Origin of the sequence: Mycolicibacterium holsaticum DSM 44478 = JCM 12374 (assembly GCF_019645835.1) — a bacterium.
Lineage (GTDB): Bacteria > Actinomycetota > Actinomycetes > Mycobacteriales > Mycobacteriaceae > Mycobacterium > Mycobacterium holsaticum.
Genome location: NZ_CP080998.1, coordinates 4,434,438 through 4,451,910, shown reverse-complemented (window position 1 = coordinate 4,451,910; position 17,473 = coordinate 4,434,438). Strand labels below are relative to the sequence as shown.

The 17,473-nt window shown below is 66.7% G+C and carries 10 protein-coding genes; 5 read left to right on the top strand and 5 right to left on the bottom strand.

Features of this window, described 5'->3' with window-relative positions:
* Positions 1-64 precede the first annotated feature (64 nt).
* The 4 genes from K3U96_RS21430 (at position 65) to K3U96_RS21415 (ending at position 11,798) form a co-directional block, all read left to right on the top strand.
* Entirely contained in the window at positions 65-1,861 is a 1,797-nt protein-coding gene (locus tag K3U96_RS21430; RefSeq protein WP_220691011.1) for an alpha/beta hydrolase, read from the top strand.
* A gap of 245 nt (positions 1,862-2,106) precedes the next feature.
* A complete protein-coding gene (locus tag K3U96_RS21425) occupies positions 2,107-3,912 on the top strand; it encodes an alpha/beta fold hydrolase (protein ID WP_220691010.1) in 1,806 nt (601 codons plus the stop codon).
* Positions 3,913-4,282: 370 nt separating this feature from the next.
* On the top strand, positions 4,283-7,786 hold the full coding sequence (gene rpoB / locus K3U96_RS21420; protein WP_110917214.1) for a DNA-directed RNA polymerase subunit beta: 3,504 nt from the start codon (positions 4,283-4,285) through the stop codon (positions 7,784-7,786).
* A 49-nt stretch (positions 7,787-7,835) separates the two neighbouring features.
* Positions 7,836-11,798 (top strand): DNA-directed RNA polymerase subunit beta', encoded by a 3,963-nt coding sequence (locus K3U96_RS21415; RefSeq protein ID WP_069403311.1) that lies wholly within the window; start codon positions 7,836-7,838, stop codon positions 11,796-11,798.
* 133 nt (positions 11,799-11,931) lie between these two features.
* Here K3U96_RS21415 and K3U96_RS21410 read toward each other — a convergent pair whose 3' ends face one another.
* From K3U96_RS21410 to K3U96_RS21390, 5 genes are read right to left on the bottom strand one after another with little or no spacing between them, the layout of a single operon-like run.
* Entirely contained in the window at positions 11,932-12,927 is a 996-nt protein-coding gene (locus tag K3U96_RS21410) for a YihY/virulence factor BrkB family protein (protein ID WP_230982231.1), read from the bottom strand.
* Between the two features lie 52 nt (positions 12,928-12,979).
* Entirely contained in the window at positions 12,980-13,381 is a 402-nt protein-coding gene (locus K3U96_RS21405; protein ID WP_069403313.1) for a nitroreductase family deazaflavin-dependent oxidoreductase, read from the bottom strand.
* A gap of 17 nt (positions 13,382-13,398) precedes the next feature.
* Entirely contained in the window at positions 13,399-14,367 is a 969-nt protein-coding gene (locus K3U96_RS21400; protein ID WP_220691009.1) for a quinone oxidoreductase family protein, read from the bottom strand.
* On the bottom strand, positions 14,364-15,800 hold the full coding sequence (locus K3U96_RS21395; protein ID WP_220691008.1) for an FAD-dependent oxidoreductase: 1,437 nt from the start codon (positions 15,798-15,800) through the stop codon (positions 14,364-14,366). The genes K3U96_RS21400 and K3U96_RS21395 overlap by 4 nt, the downstream gene beginning before the upstream one ends.
* 32 nt (positions 15,801-15,832) lie before the next feature.
* Positions 15,833-16,486 carry a TetR/AcrR family transcriptional regulator gene (locus tag K3U96_RS21390; protein ID WP_220691007.1) on the bottom strand — a complete coding sequence of 218 codons (654 nt, stop codon included), beginning with the start codon at positions 16,484-16,486 and terminating at the stop codon, positions 15,833-15,835.
* Between the two features lie 188 nt (positions 16,487-16,674).
* Between K3U96_RS21390 and K3U96_RS21385 the strand changes: the two genes are divergently transcribed.
* On the top strand, positions 16,675-17,430 hold the full coding sequence (locus K3U96_RS21385; protein WP_069403317.1) for a deoxyribonuclease IV: 756 nt from the start codon (positions 16,675-16,677) through the stop codon (positions 17,428-17,430).
* Positions 17,431-17,473: the final 43 nt, after the last annotated feature.

The window sequence follows — 17,473 nt, the reverse complement described above, 5'->3', positions numbered from 1 at the left end:
AGTTTGCAGGCAATCGGTCAAAAGTCGTCAATAAGGCCGCTTACGCCCAATAGATTCGATCTCCATGGGCGACGCGATCATGAAATGGTTCGGCGCGGGCGTGGTCACCACCGGTCTGGTGGCGGCCATGCTCGCTGGCACGGGCGTGGCGATGGCCGACGACGACTCGAGCGCCAACTCGAGCCCGGCGAGCACCTCGGAGGCGTCGAATTCCCCTGCTGATACCGCAGATTCGGCGGCCGACGCGAAGGACGACGCGTCCGCTGAGCAGGAACCCGCCGTCGACCAAGACGAGCTTTCCGAAGAGGAACCCGCCGTCGACGACGACGAGCCCGCCGTCGACGAGGAGGAACCCGCCGAGCCCGTCGTCGACGACGAGCAGCCCGCCGTCGACGGTGAGCAGCCCGCCGTCGAGACCGAAGAGGACGCCGCCACCGACGTTGCCGAGGACCGCTCCGACAGCGACCGCGAGGTCGACACCACGTCGCGCGCGCACGTGAAGCAGCCCGCGGCCCAGCCCGTCGAACCCGTGGTCGTCGGGACCGAACCCGAGGACACCGCGGCCGTCGAACAAAACGACGATGAGGGTTTCGAACCGGCCGCCACGCCCGCGTCCCAGCAGCGCACCACCGTCGTCGTCGAGGACATCGCCGCGCAACTCAAGGACGTTCCGAAGGTTGAGGCGATCACGTTCGCGGCGGCGGCCCCGGCCGTCGGCGCGGCGGCGTTCAGGAACCCGCTGACCACCGTGCTCGACTTCATCGGCACGGTCGTGTTCGGCATCTACGGCGCGGTGACCCGGCTGTTCGGCGGGCCCGCGGTGCTTCCGCTGGGCAGCACCGTGACCGTGCGCAGCACCACGCTGCGGCTTGATTGCGGTTGTGCGCCGGGGGAGGGCTCCAGCGTTCCGGTGGATTGGTATTTCCCTGAAGGCGCGCTGGAGAACCCGCCGGACCGGATGATCTACCTGCAGCACGGCTTTTTGGCCGCCGGCCCGTGGTACAGCTACACCGCCGCGGCGCTGGCCTCGCAGACCGGCAGCATCGTCGTCGCACCGTCGATCACCTCGAATTTCCTGGCCGCCGACGCCTGCTGGCTCGGTGCCCCGACGATGCACCAGGCCATCGCGGGCCTGTTCGACGAGGACAACACCGCGCTGGCCGAAAGCGCGACGCGGGTCGGGTACTCCGGGCCGATTCCGGACCGGGTGGTGCTGATGGGGCACTCGCTGGGCGGCGGCGCGGTGTCGGGAGCGGCCGGCTACATGGTCGACAACGGCAGCATCGGCCGGTTGGCCGGTGTGGTGCTGCTCGACGGTGTCGGCCTGGACGGCTCGATGACCGACGCCCTGCGCAAGGTGCCGCTGGACATCCCGATCTACCAGATCGCCGCGCCGCGCTATTTCTGGAACCAGTTCGGCGTCGGCAGCGCCGCGCTGATGGAGGCGCGGCCCGACCAGTTCGTCGGCGTGACGCTGGAGGGCGGCTCGCACGTCGACTCGATGCGCGGGGGCAACCCGCTCATCCAGTTCGCCCAGCAGGTGGTGTCGGGGTTCTCCCAGCCCCGCAACGTGGCGGCGGCGCGCCACCTCATGGTGACGTGGGCCAACGACATGTTCGCCGGCAACCAGGCCACCGGGGTCTACGACCTGGGCCCGGGGGAGCGGCTGGAGATGCGCAATCCCGGCGGGCTGGCCGTCCTGGTCGGGCTGCCCAACCCGTTGACGAAACTGTTTCCGTTCGACGTGCTGCAACCGTTGGTGCCGCTGCTCGACGGCATCTTCCGGTTCACCCCGGCGTGCGCGGCCGCGAGCGTCGGGGCGGCCGCGGGGAACTCGTGCTCGGACACGATCGCCGCGTGATCTTCTAAGCACTTCGGTTAATCACTTCCGGCGCCCCGTCGATCCCGGTAACGTTTGCTGAGGCTGACGGGAGACGGCATGGGCGACCGGGGTTCGGCGTGGTAAGTACAGGTATGTGCGCTGCTGAAACCTGCGGCACGTCATTGCGGGCTCTGGGACTTCCGTCGCTGGCGGTCCCACGGGATGTCGGGCAGGCAAACGAGCCCGGTCGGCTTCGGTAGCGAACCCCGGCGAAGGATGCATCGATGAATGACCGGCTGCAGCGCTGGGTGAGCGCAGGTGTCCTCACCGCGGGGTTGTCGTGCGTTGTGCTCGTCGGCGCGGGAATCGCGGTCGCCGAACCGGATTCGGGTACCGGCGCCGGTCAGCCGAGTTCGTCGCAGTCGGAGTCCGAGCCGGACGGTGACGCCGGCGCGAAGGTCGACGACGCCGAAGAAGCGGTCACCGACGACGAGAAGGACGACGCCGAGGACGTCACCGAGGACGTCACCGAGGACCAAGGGGCGGCCCCCGAGAATGAAGTCGTCGACGAAGAGGACGCCACTGAGGAAGAACTCGTCGAGGAAGAGCCCACCGAGGAACAGGCCACCGACGAAGAGGCCGTCGTCGCCGACGAGACGACCGGCGACCAGACCCCGTCAGGCTCCGGTCACGACGCGACCACCGACACAGGCACCGATACCGAGCCGGCGAGCGACCTGGCGGCGGCCGTCAAGGAGGTCGAACCGCCCGAGCCGTCTGAAGACCCGACGCAGCCGACCGAGCCGACGCGGCCGGCCGAACCGACCGTGACCGCCGACCGCGAGCCGGCCGCCAGGACGGCCGTCGTCGACCAAGCCACCGCGACGTTCGCGTCGAAACTGAAACCGGCGATCACGCAGGTCGCGATGTCCGCCCCCGCGGCGCAGCTGGCGGCCCCGCGCGGACCGAACCTGATCAACATCATCGGCACGCTGGCCTGGAACGTCATCGACTTCATGGTGAAGCTGGTCGTGGGCCCGCCCGCCGTGCCGCCGGGCAGCACGGTGACCGCGCGCCGCTCCACGCTGCAGATCGATTGCGGCGACGGCTATACCGCCGACGCCGACTGGTACTACCCGAAGGAAGGCCAGCCCGACAAGTTCATCTACTTCCAGCACGGGTTCATGGCGCACGCGGGTATCTACAACCTCACGCTGGCCGCGCTCGCGGAGCGCAACAACGCGATCGTGGTGGCGCCGACGATCACGTCGAACTACTTCGCATGCGACGGCTGCAGCCTCACCGCCGACCCGATGCACGCCGCGGTGGCCCGCCTGTTCCAGGACGACCGCGACGCGCTGCTGGCCAGCGCCAGGGCCGCCGGCTTTAAGGGGACCCTCCCCGAGAAATTCGTCTTCGCCGGCCAGTCCGCGGGCAGCATGCTGGCCGCGGGCGCCGCCGGCTACTACTACGACTCGGCGCCGGCGGACCGGAAGGACGATCTGGTCGGTGTCCTGCTCTACGACGGCTCGGCGGCCAACGGTGCGCTGGGTCGTGCCCTGGACAAGCTGCCGTCGTCGGTGCCGGTCCTGCAGGTCGCCGCGACCCCGTCGGTGATCAACTACGGCGGTGGCGCGAACAACGTGCTCGCCGAGAAGCGCCCCGGCCAGTTCAACGGGGTACAGCTGATCGGCGGCGCGCATTCGGACGCCTTCCAGAGCGACGCCTACTTCGGCCTGGTCCAGGGGTTCGTCGGGCTGGTGTTCGGCTGGTCGGCGCCGCAGAACGTCGCGGCCGTCCAGGTCCTCTCGCAGGGCTGGCTGACCGACATGTACGCCGGTCGGGTGTATGACCCGGCGACGCGCACGGGTATCTACGGCGAACCCGGCGAACCCGGCCAGACCGTCATCGACATCCCCACCGACGCCGGTCTGGCCCGCGGTTATGTGCTGCCCGGCCCGCCGGCGTCACTGTCGCCGATCGAGTGGTTCTTCGCCAGGATGCTGCATTCGATCAACTCCAACGACTTCGTCAATTGCTCGACCGAACCCACCGCGGCCGGGTCGTGCTCGGGCGCGACCGCGGTGTGATTCGCCGAGATTCGGAAACAAAACTCCACACCAAACACCGCGTTATCTCTTGACGGAAAGGCATCGACGCGCCAGTCTGTTGGACAGCATGTGTGCAAGGGTTAACGACGCCAAGCCAGCGCCTCTGTGACTCCGCACACGGTGGTTGAGGAATGCGCCGTCCTGCGCTATCGTTGGACGTTGCGCTGGCTGCGTCCTGCCCACCTAAACCCGCACCTGACATCGCTGTCCTAGCCTGAGCCTCGCTCAGCGATCTAGTTGCGTGCCGCTTGTTCGGGAGGCTGTGGTCTTGGAATGGCCAGCCGAACCGATGCAGATATCGCGGCCGATCGGAAAACCGGCTCACCGGTATTCCAGATAGTCGCATGAGGTGCTGGAAGGATGCATCTTGGCAGGGTCCCGCCCAAACAAGACAGCTGTAGCTAACCCCAATAACTCCGTCCCAGGAGCACCGAACCGAATTTCTTTTGCAAAGCTCCGTGAACCGCTCGAAGTTCCGGGGCTCCTTGACGTGCAGACCGAGTCTTTCCAATGGCTGATCGGCTCGGACGAGTGGAAAGAAAAGGCCAAGGCCCGTGGCGACGTGAACCCGGTCGGTGGCCTCGAGGAGGTGCTCACCGAGCTCTCCCCGATCGAGGACTTCGCGGGCAACCTGTCGCTGACGTTCACCGATCCGCGCTTTGACGAGGTCAAGGCCTCGGTTGACGAGTGCAAAGACAAGGACATGACGTACGCGGCGCCGCTGTTCGTCACAGCCGAGTTCATGAACGCCGAGAGCGGCGAGATCAAGAGCCAGACGGTCTTCATGGGTGACTTCCCGATGATGACCGAGAAGGGCACCTTCATCATCAACGGCACCGAACGTGTCGTGGTGTCCCAGCTGGTCCGTTCGCCCGGTGTGTACTTCGACGAGACGATCGACAAGTCCACCGAGAAGACGCTGCACAGCGTCAAGGTGATCCCCGGCCGCGGGGCGTGGCTGGAGTTCGACGTCGACAAGCGCGACACCGTCGGTGTGCGCATCGACCGCAAACGTCGCCAGCCCGTCACCGTGCTGCTCAAGGCGCTGGGCTGGACCAACGAGCAGATCACCGAGCGGTTCGGCTTCAGCGAGATCATGATGAGCACGCTGGAGAAGGACAACACCGCAGGCACCGACGAGGCGCTGCTGGACATCTACCGCAAGCTGCGTCCGGGCGAGCCGCCGACCAAGGAGTCCGCGCAGACCCTGCTGGAGAACCTGTTCTTCAAGGAGAAGCGCTACGACCTGGCCCGGGTGGGTCGCTACAAGGTCAACAAGAAGCTGGGCCTGCATCCCGGTGAGCCGATCACCACGACCACGCTCACCGAAGAGGACATCGTCGCCACGATCGAGTACCTGGTGCGGCTGCATCAGAACGATCACGCGATGACGGTGCCCGGAGGCGCCGAGGTGCCCGTGGAGGTCGACGACATCGACCACTTCGGCAACCGTCGCCTGCGCACGGTCGGCGAGCTGATCCAGAACCAAATCCGGGTGGGCCTGTCCCGCATGGAGCGCGTCGTGCGCGAGCGGATGACGACCCAGGACGTCGAGGCGATCACGCCGCAGACCCTGATCAACATCCGTCCCGTCGTGGCCGCGATCAAGGAGTTCTTCGGCACCAGCCAGCTCTCCCAGTTCATGGACCAGAACAACCCGCTGTCGGGGCTCACCCACAAGCGCCGCCTTTCGGCGCTGGGCCCGGGCGGGCTGTCCCGTGAGCGCGCCGGCCTCGAGGTGCGCGACGTGCACCCCAGCCACTACGGCCGGATGTGCCCGATCGAGACCCCGGAAGGCCCCAACATCGGCCTGATCGGGTCGCTGTCGGTGTACGCGCGGGTCAACCCGTTCGGCTTCATCGAGACGCCGTACCGCAAGGTGCGCGACGGCATCGTCACCGACGAGATCGAGTACCTGACCGCCGACGAGGAGGACCGCCACGTCGTGGCGCAGGCCAACTCGCCGATCGACGAGAAGGGCCGCTTCCTCGAGGAGCGCGTGCTGGTCCGTCGTAAGGGCGGCGAGGTCGAGCAGATCTCGTCGACCGGGGTGGACTACATGGACGTCTCGCCGCGCCAGATGGTGTCGGTCGCGACAGCGATGATCCCGTTCCTCGAGCACGACGACGCCAACCGCGCCCTGATGGGTGCCAACATGCAGCGCCAGGCGGTTCCGCTGGTGCGCAGCGAGGCCCCGCTGGTCGGTACCGGCATGGAGTTGCGTGCCGCGATCGACGCCGGCGACGTCGTCGTCGCCGACAAGGCGGGCGTGATCGAGGAGGTCTCCGCCGACTACATCACCGTGATGGCTGACGACGGCACCCGGCACACCTACCGGATGCGCAAGTTCGCCCGCTCCAACCACGGCACCTGCGCCAACCAGCGCCCGATCGTCGACGCCGGCGACCGGGTGGAGGCCGGCCAGGTGATCGCGGACGGGCCGTGCACCGAGAACGGTGAGATGGCGCTGGGCAAGAACCTGCTCGTCGCCGTCATGCCGTGGGAGGGCCACAACTACGAGGACGCGATCATCCTCTCCAACCGCCTGGTCGAAGAGGACGTGCTGACCTCGATCCACATCGAGGAGCACGAGATCGACGCCCGCGACACCAAGCTGGGCGCAGAGGAGATCACCCGGGACATCCCGAACGTCTCCGATGAGGTGCTGGCCGACCTCGACGAGCGCGGCATCGTCCGCATCGGCGCCGAGGTCCGCGACGGCGACATCCTGGTCGGCAAGGTCACCCCGAAGGGTGAGACCGAGCTGACCCCGGAGGAGCGGTTGCTCCGCGCGATCTTCGGTGAGAAGGCGCGCGAGGTCCGCGACACGTCGCTGAAGGTGCCCCACGGTGAGTCCGGCAAGGTGATCGGCATCCGCGTGTTCTCCCGCGAGGACGACGACGAGTTGCCGGCCGGTGTCAACGAGTTGGTCCGCGTCTACGTCGCGCAGAAGCGCAAGATCTCCGACGGTGACAAGCTGGCCGGACGCCACGGCAACAAGGGCGTCATCGGCAAGATCCTGCCCGTTGAGGACATGCCGTTCCTGCCTGACGGCACTCCGGTCGACATCATCCTGAACACCCACGGTGTGCCGCGACGGATGAACATCGGCCAGATCCTGGAGACGCACCTCGGCTGGGCCGCGCACAGCGGCTGGAAGGTCGAGGGCAAGCCGGAGTGGGCCGAGCAACTGCCCGACGACCTGCTGGAAGCCGAGCCGAACACCATCGTGTCCACGCCGGTGTTCGACGGTGCCCAGGGCGAGGAGCTGCTGGGTCTGCTGGCGTCGACGTTGCCCAACCGCGACGGCGAGAAGCTGGTCGACAGTGACGGCAAGGCCAGGCTGTTCGACGGCCGCAGCGGCGAACCGTTCCCGTATCCGGTGACGGTGGGCTACATGTACATCCTCAAGCTGCACCACCTGGTGGACGACAAGATTCACGCGCGCTCCACCGGCCCGTACTCGATGATCACCCAGCAGCCGCTGGGCGGTAAGGCGCAGTTCGGTGGCCAGCGGTTCGGCGAGATGGAATGTTGGGCCATGCAGGCCTACGGCGCGGCGTACACGCTGCAGGAGTTGTTGACCATCAAGTCCGACGACACCGTCGGGCGGGTCAAGGTGTACGAGGCGATCGTCAAGGGCGAGAACATCCCCGAGCCGGGCATTCCGGAGTCGTTCAAGGTGTTGCTCAAGGAACTGCAGTCGCTGTGCCTCAACGTCGAGGTGCTGTCGAGCGACGGCGCTGCGATCGAGATGCGTGACGGCGACGACGAGGACCTGGAGCGCGCTGCGGCGAACCTGGGAATCAACTTGTCCCGCAACGAATCTGCCTCTGTGGAAGATCTGGCGTAGTGGATTTGTCCTCAAATATTTCTAGTCCCGCAAGGGGAAAGGGAGTTACGTGTTAGACGTCAACTTCTTCGATGAACTTCGGATTGGTCTTGCGACCGCGGAGGACATCCGTAATTGGTCCTTCGGCGAGGTCAAGAAGCCCGAGACCATCAACTACCGCACGCTCAAGCCAGAGAAGGACGGCCTGTTCTGCGAGAAGATCTTCGGACCGACTCGCGACTGGGAGTGCTACTGCGGCAAGTACAAGCGTGTCCGCTTCAAGGGCATCATTTGTGAGCGCTGCGGCGTCGAGGTGACCCGCGCCAAGGTGCGTCGTGAGCGGATGGGCCACATCGAGCTGGCCGCACCCGTCACACACATCTGGTACTTCAAGGGTGTGCCGTCGCGGCTGGGCTATCTGCTGGACCTGGCGCCCAAGGATCTCGAGAAGATCATCTACTTCGCGGCCTACGTCATCACCGAGGTCGACAACGAGATGCGCCACAACGAGCTGTCGACGCTGGAAGCCGAGATGGCGGTCGAGCGCAAAGCCGTTGAGGATCAGCGGGATGCCGACCTGGAGGCGCGCGCGCAGAAGCTCGAGGCCGACCTGGCCGAGCTGGAGGCCGAAGGCGCCAAGTCCGATGTGCGCCGCAAGGTGCGCGACGGCGGCGAGCGTGAGATGCGCCAGCTCCGCGACCGCGCCCAGCGTGAGCTGGACCGGCTCGAGGAGATCTGGAACACCTTCACCAAGCTGGCTCCCAAGCAGCTGATCGTGGACGAGGTGCTCTACCGCGAGCTGCAGGACCGCTACGGCGAGTACTTCGTCGGCGCCATGGGCGCGGAGGCCATCAAGCGGCTGATCGAGAACTTCGACATCGAAGCCGAGGCCGATTCGCTGCGCGACACCATCCGTAACGGCAAGGGGCAGAAGAAGCTTCGTGCGCTCAAGCGGCTCAAGGTGGTGGCTGCATTCCAGCAGTCGTCGAACTCACCGATGGGCATGGTGCTCGACGCCGTTCCGGTGATCCCGCCGGAGCTGCGCCCGATGGTTCAGCTCGACGGTGGCCGCTTTGCGACCTCCGACCTGAACGACCTGTACCGGCGCGTGATCAACCGCAACAACCGGCTCAAGAGGTTAATTGACCTCGGAGCTCCTGAAATCATTGTCAACAACGAGAAGCGGATGCTTCAGGAGTCGGTGGACGCGCTGTTCGACAACGGTCGTCGCGGCCGTCCGGTGACCGGACCGGGCAACCGCCCGCTGAAGTCGCTGTCGGATCTGTTGAAGGGCAAGCAGGGTCGGTTCCGTCAGAACCTGCTCGGCAAGCGCGTCGACTACTCCGGCCGTTCGGTCATCGTGGTCGGCCCGCAGCTCAAGCTGCACCAGTGCGGTCTGCCCAAGCTGATGGCACTCGAGCTGTTCAAGCCGTTCGTGATGAAGCGTCTGGTCGACCTGAACCACGCGCAGAACATCAAGAGCGCCAAGCGGATGGTCGAGCGTCAGCGTCCCCAGGTGTGGGACGTCCTCGAAGAGGTCATCGCCGAGCACCCGGTGCTGCTGAACCGTGCACCGACGCTGCACCGCCTCGGTATCCAGGCCTTCGAGCCGCAGCTGGTGGAGGGCAAGGCCATTCAGCTGCACCCGCTGGTGTGTGAGGCGTTCAACGCCGACTTCGACGGTGACCAGATGGCCGTGCACCTTCCGCTGTCCGCGGAGGCGCAGGCCGAGGCGCGCATCCTGATGCTGTCGTCGAACAACATCTTGTCGCCTGCGTCGGGTCGTCCGCTGGCCATGCCGCGTCTGGACATGGTGACCGGGTTGTACTACCTGACCACCCTGATCGACGGCGAGGCAGGCGAATACACGCCGGCCGCCAAGGATCAGCCGGAGTCGGGTGTGTACAGCTCGCCCGCCGAGGCCATCATGGCGATGGACCGCGGTGCGCTTTCGGTGCGCGCCAAGATTCGGGTGCGGCTGACGCAGCTGCGTCCGCCCGCCGATATCGAGGCGGAGCTGTTCGAGAACGGCTGGAAGCCCGGCGATGCCTGGACGGCCGAGACGACGCTGGGCCGGGTGATATTCAACGAGCTTCTGCCGGTTCAGTATCCGTTCGTCAACGAGCAGATGCACAAGAAGGTGCAGGCGCGCATCGTCAACGATCTGGCCGAGCGGTACCCGATGATCGTGGTGGCGCAGACCGTCGACAAGCTCAAGGACGCCGGCTTCTACTGGGCCACCCGTTCGGGTGTCACCGTGTCGATGGCCGACGTGCTGGTGCCGCCGGAGAAGCAGGAAATCCTGGAGCGCTACGAGAAGGAAGCCGACTCGATCGAAAAGCAGTACCAGCGCGGCAAGCTCAACCACGAGGAGCGCAACGGCGAGCTGGTCAAGATCTGGCAGACGGCCACCGAAGAGGTGGGCGAGGCGCTGCGCAGCCACTACCCGTCGGACAACCCGATCATCCTGATCGTCGACTCCGGCGCCACGGGTAACTTCACGCAGACCCGCACGCTGGCCGGCATGAAGGGTCTGGTGACCAACCCGAAGGGTGAGTTCATCCCGCGTCCGATCAAGTCCTCGTTCCGCGAGGGTCTGACGGTGCTGGAGTACTTCATCAACACCCACGGCGCCCGAAAGGGTCTGGCGGACACCGCTCTTCGTACCGCGGACTCGGGTTACCTGACTCGTCGTCTGGTCGACGTCAGCCAGGACGTCATCGTGCGTGAGACCGACTGCGAAACCGAGCGGGGCATCACCGTCACGCTCGCCGAGCCACAGGGAAGTGGCAAGGACGCGGCGTTGGTGCGCGATCAGCACATCGAGACGTCGGCCTACGCACGCACGTTGGCGACCGACGCCGTCGACGCCAAGGGCAACGTGGTCGTCGAGCGCGGTCACGACCTGGGCGACCCGGCGATCGAGGCTCTGCTGGCCGCGGGGATCACCGAGGTGAAGGTCCGCTCCGTGCTGACCTGCGCCACCGGCACCGGCGTGTGCGCCAAGTGCTACGGCCGTTCGATGGCGACGGGCAAGCTCGTCGACATCGGCGAGGCGGTCGGCATCGTCGCCGCGCAGTCCATCGGCGAGCCCGGCACGCAGTTGACCATGCGTACGTTCCACCAGGGCGGCGTCACCGGCGGTAGCGATATCACCGGTGGTCTGCCTCGCGTGCAGGAGCTGTTCGAGGCGCGCATCCCGCGGGACAAGGCGCCGATCGCCGACGTCTCCGGTCGTGTGCAGCTCGAGGAGGGCGAGCGCTTCTACAAGATCACCATCATCCCCGACGATGGTGGCGAAGAAGTGGTGTACGACAAGCTCTCTCGTCGTCAGCGCCTGAAGGTGTTCAAGCACGAGGACGGCACCGAGCGGTTGCTCGCCGACGGCGACCACGTCGAGGTGGGTCAGCAGCTGATGGAAGGCTCCGCCGACCCGCACGAGGTGTTGCGTGTCCAGGGCCCGCGCGAGGTGCAGATCCACCTCGTCAAGGAGGTCCAGGAGGTCTACCGCGCTCAGGGTGTGTCGATCCACGACAAGCACATCGAGGTGATCGTCCGGCAGATGCTGCGGCGCGTCACGATCATCGATTCGGGTGCGACGGAGTTCCTGCCCGGTTCGCTCACCGAGCGGTCCGAGTTCGAGTCCGAGAACCGTCGGGTGGTCGCCGAGGGCGGCGAGCCCGCGGCCGGGCGTCCGGTGCTGATGGGTATCACCAAGGCGTCGCTGGCCACCGATTCGTGGCTGAGCGCGGCGTCGTTCCAGGAGACCACTCGCGTGCTGACCGATGCGGCGATCAACTGCCGCAGCGACAAGCTGATGGGTCTGAAGGAGAACGTGATCATCGGCAAGCTGATCCCGGCCGGTACGGGTATCAACCGCTACCGCAACATCCAGGTGGAGCCCACCGAAGAGGCCCGTGCCGCTGCGTACACGATCCCGTCCTACGAGGATCAGTACTACAGCCCGGACTTCGGCCAGGCCACCGGTGCGGCGGTGCCGTTGGACGACTACGGCTACAGCGACTACCGCTAGTCACTGACGAAGAGGCCCCCGGGTACGCCCCGGGGGCCTTTTCGTTGGCTGGTCTGTGGCGCGAACGTGGGTTACCCGCACGCCTGACGCGGTTTTCGCGTGACACAAGCCCACACTCGGCGCGCCGGGGAGGTCAGCGCGCCTTTCGCAGCCGGCGCAGCCGCCACGGATACTTCTCGTGCGGCCACATCTTTTCGATCTCGGCGTTGAACTCCGCGCCGAGCAGCACCGCGAACGCCGTGATGTAGAGCCACAGGACCACGGCGATCGGCACCGCGAGTTGGCTGTACACCGCGTCGTCGCGCGCACTGACCGCCAGGTAGGCGCGCAGCCCGGCCGATGCCGCCAGCCACAGGACCATCGCCAGCACCGCCCCCGGAATGTCGCGGCGCCACGGCGTCCGCCACGGCACACCAAAGTGATACAGCGTGACCAGCCCGACCAGGATCAACAGCGCCACCCCCGGCCAGAACAGCAGATCCAGCCCGCGCAACGTGCTGTCCGTCAACGGGTCGGGCGTCAGCCACGCCACGAGGTCGGGGCCGAGGACCAGCGGCGGCAGAACCGCCACGGCCCCGAGCAGCCCGCCGACCGTCAGCCCCAGCGCCAGCAGTCGCCGGCGCCACGCGGGACGGGGTTCGACGCCGTAGGCGATCGTGATCGTCTCCAGGTACCGGTTCACCGCCCGCGATCCCGTCCACAAGCTGAGCACGATGCCGATGGAGATCACGCTTCCGCGCGATTGGGCAAGCCCCGCCTCGACCACGCGACGGTACGACTCGAAGGTTCGGTCGGCAAGGAAGGACTCGGGGACATCGAGCACCAGTCGGTGCAGTTCGGCGGTTCCGTCCGGGCCGAGCGCTTCGGCGATGAACCCCAGCGAGCCGAGCACCGCGATCAGCAGCGACGGCAGCGAGATCAGCGAGAACAGCGCGACCTCGGCGGCCAGCCCGGGCACGCGGTCCCGAAACGTGTCGGTGACGGTGCGCGCGATCAGCCGCCCGGCCTGTCGCACCGGTCGGGGTGCGCGGGACAGTGCGAGAAGCGCGCGTCGCTGCACCGTCGAACGGGCGGAGGCGACCATGGCGTACCACGACGACAACGGCGGCCGGTCGCTTCCAGATGCCACGCTTCGAGCCTAGGCGGTGGCCCTTGCGCTGCAGCGCGGGTCAGCCCCACGCTCAACCGGTGAGCGGCAACTCGCGTACCACGTCGAGGCGCAGGAACTCCGGCGCCTTGATCACCTTGCGCAGCATGAACCGGATGAACGCGGGCATATCCGTGGCGTTCTCATCGTGGTAGACGCGAGGCGCCGCGGCTTGGTAACGCCGTCGCCGGGCCTCGAGTTCACAGCCGTCGGCGGCCAGGACGTTGCGCACCCAGTCGGAGTCGGAGCCATACGTCAAGGCGATGACGAACCCGTTCTGCCGCCGGAACGCCCACAGCGGCGTCCGGTAGAGGCGCTGTGACTTGCGGCCGCGGTGAATCACGACCGCCCACCCTGGCGCCCAGGGCGCGATGAACTTGGTGACCCGGTTGAGCACTTTCTTGTTGGCGTGGGCGACCCATCGTGGAGCCGGCATGGCGGAACCTCCTTTTCTCACGGCACCAGGACCGTGGCGCCGACGGTGTTTCGGTCACCGATGGCGTGGTGCGCTTCGGCGGCCTTTTCCAGTGGGAACTCCTGTGCAACAACGACGTTGATCTGCTTGGTGGCCACGTAGCCGAGGAGCTTCTCGACAGCGTTTGCGACCCGGTCTCTGCGGGCCAGCCATCCGTCCAGGGAGTAACCGGTGACCGAGAGGTTCGTGGGCATCAGCGCCATCGTGGGGATGGCGGCGACGGTACCGCTCGCGGCGCCGAAACACACCATTCGACCGAACGGTGCCAGACACTCGAGGCTGCGGGTCGTCACCGCACCGCCGACGGAGTCCAGCACGAGGTCGACACCGCGTCCGCCGGTGGCGTCGAGAACCGAGCGCGACCAGTCGTCGCGGGTGTAGTCGACGGCAGTGGCACCCAATTGCCGGATGTACTCCAGCTTTTCGGGTGTGCTGGCGGTGCCGATGACCGCACCGGCGCCACATAGGTGCGCCAACTGAACGGCGAGGCCGCCGACACCGCCCGCCGCGGCATGTACGAGTACCGATTCATCCGGTTGCAGGTTGCCGGCCTCCAGCAGGGTCTGGTAGGCGGTCAACCCTTGCACCGGCAGGACAGCTGCATCCGTGGATTCGACGCCGTCGGGGATCGGGACGACGTTGGTCGTTGGGGCGACGGCGTATTGCGCATAACCGTCTGCGACCCAGGCCATCACGCGGGTGCCGGGCGCGGGGCCGGACACGCCGTCACCCAGTTCTGCTACCGCACCGGCGATTTGGAGTCCGAGCCCGACGGGCAGCGGCAGATCCTGACCAAATGCGCCCTGGCGTTTCATGATGTCGCCGTACGCCACGCCCGCCGCTTCGACCTTGATCAGCACCTGGCCGTCGCCGGGTCCGGGCACATCGACTTCGTCGAGTCGAAGCACGTCCGGGCCGCCGATGTCGTACATCCGTATTGCCTTCATACGGAGCTCCTCTGCCCGAGGGTCGTTTCGAGATAGGCCGACACGGCGTCCATTTCGTCGGTCAGCACGGCGATGTAGCCGTCGGGTCGGACCAGGGTCAGCCCGACGCCGTTTTCGACCTGGCGTACGTCGACCAGAGTGTGGACGTCGCCGAGCGGTGGTGGTTCAGCGTTGTGCACGAGCAGCGTGTATTTCGACGGGTGTAGCAGTTCGATTTCCGGGAACCGGTCACCGACCGCGAGGCGGTCGTCGTTGCTGCCGCCGCTGCCGTCGCGGTAAGACACGTCGAGTTGGGTCAGGGCACGGCGAAGCACGCGCTGCAGGGCCGGGCGCGGGGTGATGTGTGGTGCGATGTGGCGTCGTGCAGCCGTGGCGATCGGGTTGCGCAGCAGCACCATCCGCGTCGCCCGACGCGTTCCTTTGACCAGCCGGCGGGTGACGGGTGCGCGTTCTTGGGCGTAGGAATCCAGAAGCCGCGGATGTGCCTGGCCGTTGACGACCGCGGCGAGTTTCCAGCCCAGGTTGAACGCGTCTTGTATGCCGGTGTTCATGCCCTGGCCGCCGACCACGGAATGCACATGCGCTGCGTCGCCGGCGAGAAAGACCCGGCCGACCGAGTGCCGGTCCACCTTGCGCTGATGGATCTGAAACCGTCCCGCGTTATGGACCTTTGCGATCCGGGCGCCAGGGGGTGCGCCGCGGATGACGGCCGCTTGCAGCTCGTCGTAGGTGACGTCGCCCGCGGGGGTCTGGCCGGGACGGTAGGCGACGGTGAGCCGATGCAGCCCGTCGGGCATCGGGAAGTAGGCGGCGAAATTCCCGCGGTTGAGGAACGCATGAAATACGTCGTGCGGCAGGGGCCAATCCATGAGCACATCGGCGACGGCGAAGTTCTCTTCGAACGCGGCGCCGACGAACTGCACGCCGAGCTGGTGGCGCACGGTACTGTGCGCACCGTCGCAGCCGATCAGCCACGACGTCCGCGTCGTCTCGGTCGTTCCGTCACCGTGTTTCAGTACGGCCTGCACCGCATCGGCGTCCTGGGTCAGCGCAACGAGCTCGGCACGGCGCTCGACCGCGACACCGAAGCTTTCGAGGCGACCGCGCAGCAGCGATTCGACCCGCGGTTGCTGCAGCATCAGCAGAAACGCATACGGGCTGTCCAACCCGTGCAGATCCAGGTGCAGGAACTGCTTTCCTTCGCTGAAAACCCGGAAGTCGGTGACGCGCGTTCCCTCTGCGACAGCGGGGTCGGCCAGCTCCAGGCGCTCGAACAGCTCAAGCGTTCTGGGTTGCACGCCAAGGGCTCTCGTTTCGGTGGTCGGGGCAGGGGCGGCATCGATGATGCGCACGGTGACGCCACGGCGGGCCAGTTCGGTAGCCATCGTCAATCCCGTGGGGCCAGCACCGACGACGATTACATCGGAATTCATGAGTTCTCCTTCCTCGAGCGACGTGTGGAGCCTTAGCCGCGGTGAGCGCGGTTGCCGCTCCCCAACTCGCCGGGGTGGTTCGGCGAGGTGACGGCCGCGAGCAAGAGTTCGACGTGGTTGGCGACGTCGATGGGCGGCACGGGGGAGTCCTTGCTGGGCGCCACCAGAAGCACGTTGATCAACGCATGTAAAACCAGCGGGCCCAGGAACATTCGTGTCGCCGCCAGGATGTCGACGTCACCGATCAGGCCGGCGTCTTTGCCCGCGCTGAGCAGCGTGCCGGTCAGCTGAAAGGCGCGCTGCGGCACCGACCGGAGAAAAATCTCGCCGACATGGGGCAACCGCGGGGTCTCGGCGATCACGATGCGTACCAGTTCGATGTAGTCGCGCTGGACGAGTTGCTCCCCGAGTTGGCTCGCTAGCGACCGCAGCGCGTTGCGCAGGTCGTCGAGCGTGGTCGGTGCGGGGATGTCGACGTCGGTGTCGAGTTGGCCGACGGCGATGAGGTGCTCCAGCACGTCGGCGAGCACCGCTTCCTTGTTGGGGTAGCGGGAGTACAGCGTTTCCTTGGAGACCCCGGCCTCTTTGGCCAGGGTCGCGGTGCTCACACTCGCGAAGCCGTGCTCGAGGAACAAGGTGTGCGCAGCCGCCCGGATCTGTCGGACCTTGATGTCGTCTTGGGCCATCTCGCCTCCGGATAATCGAACCGAACGGTACGGTTCGACGATAGCGCGGGCGGGCCGGGGTGCGCAAGAGTTTGTCGAGACGCCGAGCGGTCATGCCGAATGTGGGGTTGTGTCACGTCGAGCGCGGGATATGCGTGCGGGTAACCCACGTTCGCCGGGGAAAGACCAGCCCCGCCTAGACTGGCGGCGTGCTCATCGGTTCGCACGTCCACCAAGACGACCCCCTGGCCGCCGCGGAGGCCGACGGCGCCGACGTGGTGCAGTTCTTCCTCGGCAACCCGCAGAGCTGGAAGAAGCCCAAGCCACGCGAGGACGCCGAGGTGCTCAAGGCCTCGGGCATGCCGCTCTACGTCCACGCGCCGTACCTGATCAACGTCGCATCGGCCAACAACCGGGTGCGCATCCCGTCGCGCAAGATCCTGCAGGACACCTGCGACGCGGCCGCCGAGATCAACGCGACGGCCGTCATCGTGCACGGCGGTCACGCCGACGACAAAGACTGGGACGCCGGCTTCGAACGCTGGGTCAAAGCGCTGGACTACCTCGAAACCGACGTGCCCGTCTACCTCGAGAACACCGCAGGCGGTGACCACGCGATGGCCCGCCACTTCGACACCATCGCCCGGCTGTGGGACCACATCGGCGACAAGGGCATCGGCTTCTGCCTGGATACCTGCCACGCCTGGGCCGCGGGGGAGAAGCTGATCGACGCCGTCGACCGGATCAAGGCCATCACCGGGCGCATCGACCTGGTGCACTGCAACGACTCACGCGACGCCGCGGGATCCGGCGCCGACCGCCACGCCAACTTCGGCGCCGGCCAGATCGACCCGCAGTTGCTGGCCGCGGTGGTGCAGGCCGCAGACGCACCCGTCATCTGCGAAACCGCCGATGAGGGCCGCAAGGACGACATCGCCTTCCTGCGCGAACACATCACGACCTGATAACCGAACCCCGGTCGAACCCGCGGTAAAGGTCCGGTGAACT

Coding starts and splice junctions, on each gene's coding strand:
- K3U96_RS21405 (WP_069403313.1), bottom strand. CDS start 13,381: ATGCCGGCTCCACGATGGGTCGCCCACGCCAACAAGAAAGTGCTCAAC.
- K3U96_RS21425 (WP_220691010.1), top strand. CDS start 2,107: ATGAATGACCGGCTGCAGCGCTGGGTGAGCGCAGGTGTCCTCACCGCG.
- K3U96_RS21395 (WP_220691008.1), bottom strand. CDS start 15,800: ATGAATTCCGATGTAATCGTCGTCGGTGCTGGCCCCACGGGATTGACG.
- K3U96_RS21390 (WP_220691007.1), bottom strand. CDS start 16,486: ATGGCCCAAGACGACATCAAGGTCCGACAGATCCGGGCGGCTGCGCAC.
- K3U96_RS21430 (WP_220691011.1), top strand. CDS start 65: ATGGGCGACGCGATCATGAAATGGTTCGGCGCGGGCGTGGTCACCACC.
- K3U96_RS21400 (WP_220691009.1), bottom strand. CDS start 14,367: ATGAAGGCAATACGGATGTACGACATCGGCGGCCCGGACGTGCTTCGA.